The 8,173-nt window shown below is 47.2% G+C and carries 9 protein-coding genes; 8 read left to right on the forward strand and 1 reads right to left on the reverse strand.

What is annotated here, in order from left to right; translation table 11 throughout:
- Positions 1-283 (reverse strand): biotin--[acetyl-CoA-carboxylase] ligase (locus ACTHMC_RS22485; RefSeq protein WP_440416599.1); only part of this gene is annotated, 283 nt, incomplete at its 3' end.
- Positions 284-411: 128 nt separating this feature from the next.
- On the opposite strand from ACTHMC_RS22485, the gene rsfS reads away from it, so the two are divergent.
- The 8 genes from rsfS (at position 412) to ACTHMC_RS22525 (ending at position 8,057) form a co-directional block, all read left to right on the forward strand.
- Positions 412-801 carry a ribosome silencing factor gene (rsfS, locus tag ACTHMC_RS22490; RefSeq protein ID WP_440416600.1) on the forward strand — a complete coding sequence of 130 codons (390 nt, stop codon included), beginning with the start codon at positions 412-414 and terminating at the stop codon, positions 799-801.
- Positions 802-930: 129 nt separating this feature from the next.
- A complete protein-coding gene (gene ftsH / locus ACTHMC_RS22495) occupies positions 931-3,024 on the forward strand; it encodes an ATP-dependent zinc metalloprotease FtsH (protein ID WP_440416602.1) in 2,094 nt (697 codons plus the stop codon).
- Positions 3,021-3,656: a LutC/YkgG family protein gene (locus ACTHMC_RS22500; RefSeq protein ID WP_440416604.1), complete on the forward strand. Its 636-nt coding sequence runs from the start codon at positions 3,021-3,023 to the stop codon at positions 3,654-3,656. The genes ftsH and ACTHMC_RS22500 overlap by 4 nt, the downstream gene beginning before the upstream one ends.
- A gap of 18 nt (positions 3,657-3,674) precedes the next feature.
- Positions 3,675-4,097, forward strand: coding sequence for a gamma-glutamylcyclotransferase family protein (locus tag ACTHMC_RS22505; protein WP_440416606.1), 423 nt, complete (start codon positions 3,675-3,677; stop codon positions 4,095-4,097).
- 24 nt (positions 4,098-4,121) lie between these two features.
- The gene (locus ACTHMC_RS22510) at positions 4,122-4,913 is read left to right on the forward strand and encodes a UDP-2,3-diacylglucosamine diphosphatase (protein ID WP_440416608.1); all 792 of its coding nucleotides are present in this window, start codon (positions 4,122-4,124) and stop codon (positions 4,911-4,913) included.
- Position 4,914: 1 nt separating this feature from the next.
- Positions 4,915-5,751: a hypothetical protein gene (locus tag ACTHMC_RS22515; protein ID WP_440416610.1), complete on the forward strand. Its 837-nt coding sequence runs from the start codon at positions 4,915-4,917 to the stop codon at positions 5,749-5,751.
- Between the two features lie 30 nt (positions 5,752-5,781).
- On the forward strand, positions 5,782-6,876 hold the full coding sequence (locus ACTHMC_RS22520) for a mechanosensitive ion channel family protein (RefSeq protein ID WP_440416611.1): 1,095 nt from the start codon (positions 5,782-5,784) through the stop codon (positions 6,874-6,876).
- Positions 6,877-6,938: 62 nt separating this feature from the next.
- On the forward strand, positions 6,939-8,057 hold the full coding sequence (locus ACTHMC_RS22525; protein WP_440416613.1) for a hypothetical protein: 1,119 nt from the start codon (positions 6,939-6,941) through the stop codon (positions 8,055-8,057).
- The last annotated feature ends 116 nt before the right edge of the window (positions 8,058-8,173 follow it).

Raw genomic sequence — 8,173 nt, forward strand, 5'->3', positions numbered from 1 at the left:
CATAACAGGCGAGGGCCATGGCGGCGGAGAGGAAAAACTGCTGGTGAAAAGGCAGTTCCCCCGGTTGTATTACAGTGCTGAGCATGATGTTCTCCCCGGGATTGGCCAGCCACTGGCGGCCGCGCTGGCCTTTTCCAGCGGTCTGTTCCATTGCAAACCAGGCAGATCCGTGCCCGGCAACGCCCTCAGTGGCCCTTGCCATGGCATAGTTGTTGGTACTGTCAACCGAAGGAAGTATCGTCAAAGGCTGACCAATAGCGTGTAAGATAGCAGGATGTGACAAAAGATTACTATTTTTGGCAACAACGAAAATAGGCATTCCCAGTGAACGTTTCCGGTGCCTGCGCTGTTAAAGGTATTAGCGATAAAAATTGATAAAACAAAAAGTAACGATTATTGGAACAACTTTCAATGTTAGCTACCCGTGCTAAAAGTAAGAGTGTAGCAAGGTTAACAAAGAGCTCAAAGATCATCAAAGCTATCATTCACGCCATTCAGGAAAAAAAAGGGGAAAATATCATCTCCCTTGATCTCCGTAAAATTCCCGAAGCAGTTGCTGATTTTTTCATAATCTGTGAGGCCAGCAGTACCACCCAGGTAAAGGCTATCGCCGATTTTGTTGAATATCACGTTAAAGAGAAATTAGGCGAAGTTCCGTTCCATCATGAAGGTCGCCAGACCGCTCAGTGGGTGATCACTGACTATGTAAATGTGGTAGTACACGTTATGCAGTCTGAAACCCGTAAGTTTTACAAGCTGGAGGAAATGTGGAGTGACGCTGCGGGAGAAGAGCATTCCTGACACTTGCGTCTGATAGGGATCCGGTTATGATCGCTGGAATCAATAAAGAGTTTTCCAGTGATCGGGTTGGTTTTTGAACAATTTTGTCTTATAATTATTAATCAGAAAACAAGAGACACAACTTATAATATGTCAGACGAGTCAAGACAGAACGAAAGAAATTTCCCTCCGCGCATGCGCCCCAGGGATGATGGCAACGGACAACGTAAAGGCCCTAAGTTCAATATCTATTGGGTCTGGGCTATCATCTTTGCTGTGCTCGTAGGTTTCCAACTCTTCGGATCCCTTACCCCGGACACTAAACAGATCAACCAGCTCGAGTTCTTCAAAATGCTGAAACAGGGTGACGTAGACCGCGTTATCACTGTTACCAATAAGAACCTGGTACGTGTTTATCTTAAGAAAGATAGTGTAGGAAAGCACACCAAAGACCTCCCCAACGTTTCCAAAGCAAACCTCGAAAAAGGCCCCCAGTTTGAATTTGAAGTCATCAAACCCGAAGATTTCGATAAAAAACTGACCGAATATTTTGAAAAGAATCCCGGCGAGCCTCAGATCGTTAATAAGATCACCAAGGAAGGTGAATGGTTCGGATCCCTGATCCAGCTGCTCCTCCCGCTGGTAGTGATCATCCTCATCTGGATCATGCTCATGCGTAAAATGGGCGGCGGTGCAGGTGGCGGAAGCGGCCCCGGCGGTATCTTCAACATCGGAAAATCAAAGGCTACCCTCTTCGATAAAGGAACTAAAGTAAATATCACTTTCGCAGACGTTGCAGGCCTCGATGAAGCCAAGGTGGAAGTGATGGAAATCGTTGATTTCCTTAAGAACCCGAAGAAGTACACCGCCCTTGGTGGTAAGATCCCCAAAGGCGCCCTGCTGGTAGGCCCTCCAGGTACCGGTAAAACCCTCCTCGCAAAAGCAATGGCGGGCGAAGCGCAGGTTCCCTTCTTCTCCATGAGTGGTTCCGACTTTGTTGAACTCTTTGTGGGCGTGGGCGCCAGCCGTGTACGTGACCTCTTCAAACAGGCACGTGAAAAAGCCCCCTGTATCATATTCATAGATGAGATCGATGCCATCGGCCGCGCCCGTGGTAAGAACGCCATGATGAGCAACGATGAACGCGAAAGCACCCTCAACCAGCTCCTGGTTGAAATGGATGGCTTCAGCGGAGAATCAGGCATCATCGTACTGGCTGCCACCAACCGCCCGGATGTACTGGATACAGCCCTGCTCCGCCCAGGCCGTTTCGACCGTCAGATCTCTATCGATAAACCAGATCTGAAAGGCCGTGAGCATATCTTCAAAGTGCACCTGAAGCCAATCAAGATCTCTGAAAAAGTTGATATCCATAAACTGGCTGAACAAACACCAGGCTTTGCCGGCGCAGACATCGCCAATATCTGTAACGAAGCTGCCCTCATCGCCGCCCGTAAAGGAAAGCAGGCTGTTGAAATGGAAGATTTCCAGGATGCAGTTGACCGTGTGATCGGTGGCCTCGAGAAAAAGAACAAGATCATTTCTCCCGAAGAGAAAAAGATCATCGCTTACCACGAAGCAGGTCACGCTATCTGCGGCTGGTTCCTGGAGCACGCTTACCCACTGCTGAAAGTTACCATCGTGCCACGCGGTGTTGCTGCCCTGGGTTACGCACAATACACACCGAAAGAACAATACCTGTACAATACAGATCAGCTGATGGATCAGATCTGCATGACCCTCGGTGGCCGCGCAAGTGAAGAGATCTTCTTCGGTAAGATCTCAACCGGCGCGCAGAACGATCTTCAGCAGGTAACGCGCATCGCTTACTCCATGATCACTGTATATGGTATGAATGAAAAAGTAGGTAACGTGAGCTTCTATGATCCCGCGGCCGAAAATTCTTTCACCAAGCCATACTCTGAAGAAACTTCCAAACTGATCGATGAAGAAGTAAGAAAACTCATCGACCTCGGTTATGCGAAAACCAAAGAGCTCCTGACTGAAAAGAAAGTTGAAGTTGAGAAACTGGCGGAAGCACTCCTCGAAAAAGAAGTACTCTTCCAGAGTGATGTAGAGAACCTGATCGGAAAACGTCCGTACGGTGATAAGAAAACATTGGATGTTGACGGAGACCCCGCTCATCACTCCGAAAACGGAGCCATCAGCGAAGGCGTCCCTCCTTATGACAGCAATGTTACCAACCACCCTATTGAGAGTAAAGAACCCGGACAGCAGTCATGAACGTTTCATCATCAAAAGAGAATATTTTAAAGAAAATAAGGAAGGCGTTGACCCAATCAACGCCTCTTCCTTTTCCACAAAGCGAGGGCAATAGCTCTGTATACCATCCTTCCAGGCAGGAACTGGAAGTTGAGTTTGCAGAACAGTTCACCAAGCTCACCGGTAAATTCATCTTCTGTCTAAGCTGGCAGGAGCTGGCCTTGCAACTGCAGGCTGTAATAGCACATAATAACTGGCAGCATATCTACAACCAGGAAACGCAACTGGTGAAAACACTGTCAGGTAACGGCTTTGAGCCTGCTCCTTATGATTCGGTAGCCACCTGCGATGCGGCCATCACCACCTGTGAAGCCCTGATTGCAAGAACCGGCAGTATTGTGATGAGTGCGGCGGGCCCAAGCGGCCGCTCCATCAGCGTATATGCACCTGTGCATATCTGCATTGCCCGTACCAACCAACTGGTGTATGATGTGAAAGATGGCATCCAGCTGGTGAAAGATAAATATGGTCCGGATTTCCCATCACTGGTAACTTTTGCAACCGGCCCCAGCCGTACCGCCGATATTGAAAAAACATTGGTGGTTGGAGTGCACGGACCGAAAGAAGTGTATGTATTTTTGGTGGATCAGTAGCCATAAACCATTACATCTATGAACCAGCAAGTCCATCATCTCTTTGTATATGGATCCCTCTTGAGCGGATTTCATCATCCTGCCTACACTTACGTGAGCCGTTACTTTACATTGATATCGCCTGCCGCCACCAACGGAAATATCTATGACCTTGGTGAATACCCGGGCGCAGTGCCTGCCTCAGCGCCAGCCCTGATCAACGGTGAGTTGTATAAAGTGAATCATACAGATGAATTCTCCTTTGCCATCAAGCAGCTCGACGACTATGAAGGATTCCTGGTAGAGCCCGGAGAAGTGCCGCTGTTCCGCCGCGAGACCGTTGATGTGAAACATAATAACAGCCTCATTACAGCCTGGATCTACTGGTACAACCGCGATGTAACAGGAAAGGTCCTGATCCCCAACGGAGATGCGCTTGCCTACTGGAAAAACAAAGGTTAGACCAAAACACAGACGAATTTTTGCATGCAGTTACCCCCCGATAAGAAAGTATATTTTCTCTCCGACTTCCACCTCGGAGCGCCCAATCCCGCTGCCAGCCTGGAACGCGAAAAACTGATCGTGGCTTTCCTGGAAGAAGTGCGTAACAGTGCAGCAGCCATCTTCATCGTGGGCGATATGTTTGATTTCTGGTATGAGTACCGCACCGTAGTACCCAAAGGATATGTAAGACTGATGGGCAAACTTGCAGAGCTTACTGATGCCGGCATCCCCATCTACTTCTTTGTAGGCAACCACGATATGTGGATGACAGATTATTTTCAAAAAGAACTTAATATTCCCGTATACTTTGAACCAAAGGAATTTGAGTTCAATGGCAAACAATTCCTCATTGGTCACGGAGATGGCCTCGGCCCCGGAGACCATGGCTATAAATTTTTGAAGAAAGTATTCCGGAATCCCATCTCCCGCTGGCTTTTCGGCATCCTGCCTCCGTATATCGGAATGGGCATCGCCAATTACAGCAGCCGCAGAAGCAGGGCCGTTACAGGTCATTCAGACGCCGTATTCCTGGGCGAAGAAGGCGAATGGCTGATCACTTACTGCAAGGAAGAACTGCAGAAGAAATTCTATGATTATCTTGTATTCGGCCACCGGCACCTGCCCATCGATTACACACTGAATGAAGGCAAAAGCCGTTATATCAATCTGGGCGACTGGATCAGGTATTACACCTATGCAGAATTCGATGGAAAGGATATGCACCTGATCACCCGTTACCCTGAACTGGAAAGCAAGATCATCCGTAAGAAATAATATGATGAGATCATTATTCATAGCGGTTTTTACTCTCCTCTGCTCCGTGCTTGCAACGGAAGCACAGACTGTAGGTATTCAACAGGGCAACGATACTGCGTTCAAAGTAGATCGCATCATTGCCGGAGAGTTTACTGATTTCAACGTGGATAATCTCGGTAATATTTATGTAGTGGGATTAACCGGACAGTTGAAAAAACTGAAACCAAATGGCGATTCTCTCGCTGTTTTCAATAATGTACGTCAGTACGGTAAGATCAATTTCATTGACGTAAGCAATCCATTGAAAGTATTGCTGCATTTCAAGGATTACGGCACCATCGTGATACTGGACAGGTTCCTGAATGCCCGCGGAACGCTTGACCTGCGCAGGATGCAACTCTTCCAGGTAAAGTCCATCGGTCAATCCTACGATAATAATATCTGGGTGTACGATGAACTGGAAAGTAAACTGAAACGTATCGGCGAAGACGGAAGGACCATCGATCAGTCCGCAGATTTCCGCCAGCTCTTCGACTCAACGCCATCTCCCAGCTTCATTGTAGATCAGAATAAACTGGTGTACCTCTATGATCCGCAAAAAGGCGCTTACATCTTTGATTATTACGGCACTTTCAAAAACAGGATCAGGTTCCTCGACTGGACTGACTTTGCCGTGATCGGGAATACCATCCTCGGACGGGACGCCAACCTTCTGTACAAATACGAGCCAGGCACACTCAATCTCCAGCAGTACCGTATCCCGGTAGAAATGCAGGACGCTAAAAAGATCAAGATAACGCAAACAAATATCTATCTCCTGCGCGATCGCCAGCTGGAGATCTATTCCTACAGGTGATCACTGTGTTGAATCACGTAACTTTGACGCATGTACAATTTTCTGGATACAGTCATTTTAGATAATTCGATCAGAAGCTATTTGATGGTGGCGGGAACCATCCTGCTGGTACTGTTCCTGAAAAGAATCATGAGCCGATATATTGCAGGCCTGCTCTTCCGCATCGTGAAAAAAATCGCGAAAGGAATTGATAAGCCCAGCTTCGTAAACCTGGTAGTGTCCCCGCTGGAAACCTTTCTCCTCCTGGTTGTCAGCATCATCTCCCTCGATAAACTTAATTTCCCCGAAGTACTCAATATCAAAGTATACAAGGTTTCCCTGCATAGCCTGATCGATGGCATTGCAGTGATTGTTGTTATCATCACTTTCATCTGGCTGCTGCTGCGCATCATTGATTTCATCGCGATGATCCTTCACCAGAAAGCAGAGCAATCGCATGATCAGCAGGATAACCAGCTGGTAGTATTCTTCAAGGATTTTTTCAAAGTGATGCTGGTAATAGTGGGATTGCTGATGGTGCTGAAATTTGCATTCAGTTATCCTATCACCAACCTGATCACTGCCCTGAGTATCGGTGGTGCCGCCATCGCACTCGCCACCAGGGAAAGCCTTGAAAACCTGATTGCCAGTTTCATTATCTTCATTGACAAACCTTTCATGCTCGGTGATATTGTGAAAGTGAATTCCATCACGGGTACTGTTGAAAAGATCGGACTGCGCAGCACGCGCATCCGGACTGATCAGAAGACCTATGTTACTATGCCCAATAAACAGATGGTAGACAGTGTGATGGATAATCTGTCGTTACGCACACAACGAAGGGCTTTTCTGCAGCTTGAACTCACAGCAGAAACATCCAGGGAAACAATACAGCAACTGATCCTGCGAATACAACAGTTGCTTCAGTTGCGTAAAGACCAGGTGGAAAGCTCTTCAGTAATTCTCTCCGATATCGTGAAGAATAATTTTATCGTGCAGGTTGAATTCTTCACGGCACCTGTGCCCGTTGCGGATTTCAATGCTACCCGCCAGGATCTCTATCTCTCCATCATTGAGCTTATGGACGAAATGAACATCAGGCTTGCCGCTAAAGAGAACGAAATAGTGGTGACCAGGGAAAACTAAAAATTTCAGAACAGATAGGGGTAACGCAATCCCATGTTGTCATATTTCCAAATACTTACAACATGAGGGTTAATTACACAACCGGCATTCCGGCATGGAAGGCCGTATGCATGGTATTGTTATTACTGATGACCGGCAGTGTACAGGCGCAGTCAGAAGTTGGTTCAGTCAAAATTGACACCGGAATTAATATCGGGCTTGCATTTCCGGTGAGCACCAGGGGAGTGAATGCAACTGCCTCCACCAATAAATTCTCTTTTCATTCATTGTTCGGTGTTTCAAAGAATGAAACCGGCTTTGCATTCGCAGGGCTCTCCAATATAGTTTTCGGAAATGCAAAAGGCTTTATGATTGCGGGCTTTTCCAATCACGTGGGTGGCAAATCTTCTGGTGATCAGCTGGCAGGTTTCATGAATATCCTGAATCAGTCGGAAGGCTTGCAGATGGCGGGTTTCCTGAACAGGTCAAAAAATGCGAAGGGTGTTCAACTGGCAGGATTTTCCAATCTTTCTTCAGGTGAAGGTGGAAAGTTGCAGATTGCAGGATTCACCAATATTTCAAAGAATGTGCATACACAGGTGGCTGGTTTTGCCAATATCGGAAAGGATGTCAACACGCAGGTAGCTGGCTTTATCAATATAGCCGGGAAAGTAAAGGGCATACAGGTGGGTGTGATCAATATTTCAGAAAGCAACCATGCACCGATCGGTCTTGTGAATATTGTGAAGAATGGCGAAATGGCTGTTCGTGTATCGATAGATGAAATGGGCACAGTGATCGGAGGTTTCGAATCAGGCAGTAAACAACTGTACGGCTTTCTGGGCGCAGGTTACAACCGTAAGTTGAGTAAAACACTGTATGCGCTGGAAGGCGCTATCGGCGGGCGTTTCCAGGTGTCTGACTATTTCAGGATCAACGCGGAAGTTGCTTCTGCGGCGCTGGATGATTTCAAGAAGGGATTTTTCTACCGGTCTTCTATACGCGTATTCCCTTCATTCAGGATCGGGAACAGGCTGGAGATTTTCGGCGGGCCAACCATCAATTACACCTGCTTCGATATGGCATCAGGCAAGGGAATGGAGCTGGTGAATCATTTTATGTGGAGCGAAAAAGCAGGAGATGATAATTACCAGGGTATCTACCTGGGCGCCATGGGCGGGGTTTCTTTAAAACTGAAGTAAGCTTCTTTTCATTTCGCAGTGGCCAGTCGCGCGCGAACCCGCCCAAGAAATAAATTAAATTAACAAAAGCGAACCCAGTTATCACCCCAATCGAGCAAACAATTGTAAAAAACGGG

Source organism: Pseudobacter sp., assembly GCF_051955275.1.
GTDB lineage: Bacteria > Bacteroidota > Bacteroidia > Chitinophagales > Chitinophagaceae > Pseudobacter.

Excerpts from the sequence above, each read along its gene's own strand:
- rsfS (WP_440416600.1), top strand. The coding sequence starts at position 412 with ATGTTAGCTACCCGTGCTAAAAGTAAGAGTGTAGCAAGGTTAACAAAG.
- ftsH (WP_440416602.1), top strand. The coding sequence starts at position 931 with ATGTCAGACGAGTCAAGACAGAACGAAAGAAATTTCCCTCCGCGCATG.
- ACTHMC_RS22500 (WP_440416604.1), top strand. The coding sequence starts at position 3,021 with ATGAACGTTTCATCATCAAAAGAGAATATTTTAAAGAAAATAAGGAAG.
- ACTHMC_RS22505 (WP_440416606.1), top strand. The coding sequence starts at position 3,675 with ATGAACCAGCAAGTCCATCATCTCTTTGTATATGGATCCCTCTTGAGC.
- ACTHMC_RS22510 (WP_440416608.1), top strand. The coding sequence starts at position 4,122 with ATGCAGTTACCCCCCGATAAGAAAGTATATTTTCTCTCCGACTTCCAC.
- ACTHMC_RS22515 (WP_440416610.1), top strand. The coding sequence starts at position 4,915 with ATGATGAGATCATTATTCATAGCGGTTTTTACTCTCCTCTGCTCCGTG.
- ACTHMC_RS22520 (WP_440416611.1), top strand. The coding sequence starts at position 5,782 with ATGTACAATTTTCTGGATACAGTCATTTTAGATAATTCGATCAGAAGC.
- ACTHMC_RS22525 (WP_440416613.1), top strand. The coding sequence starts at position 6,939 with ATGAGGGTTAATTACACAACCGGCATTCCGGCATGGAAGGCCGTATGC.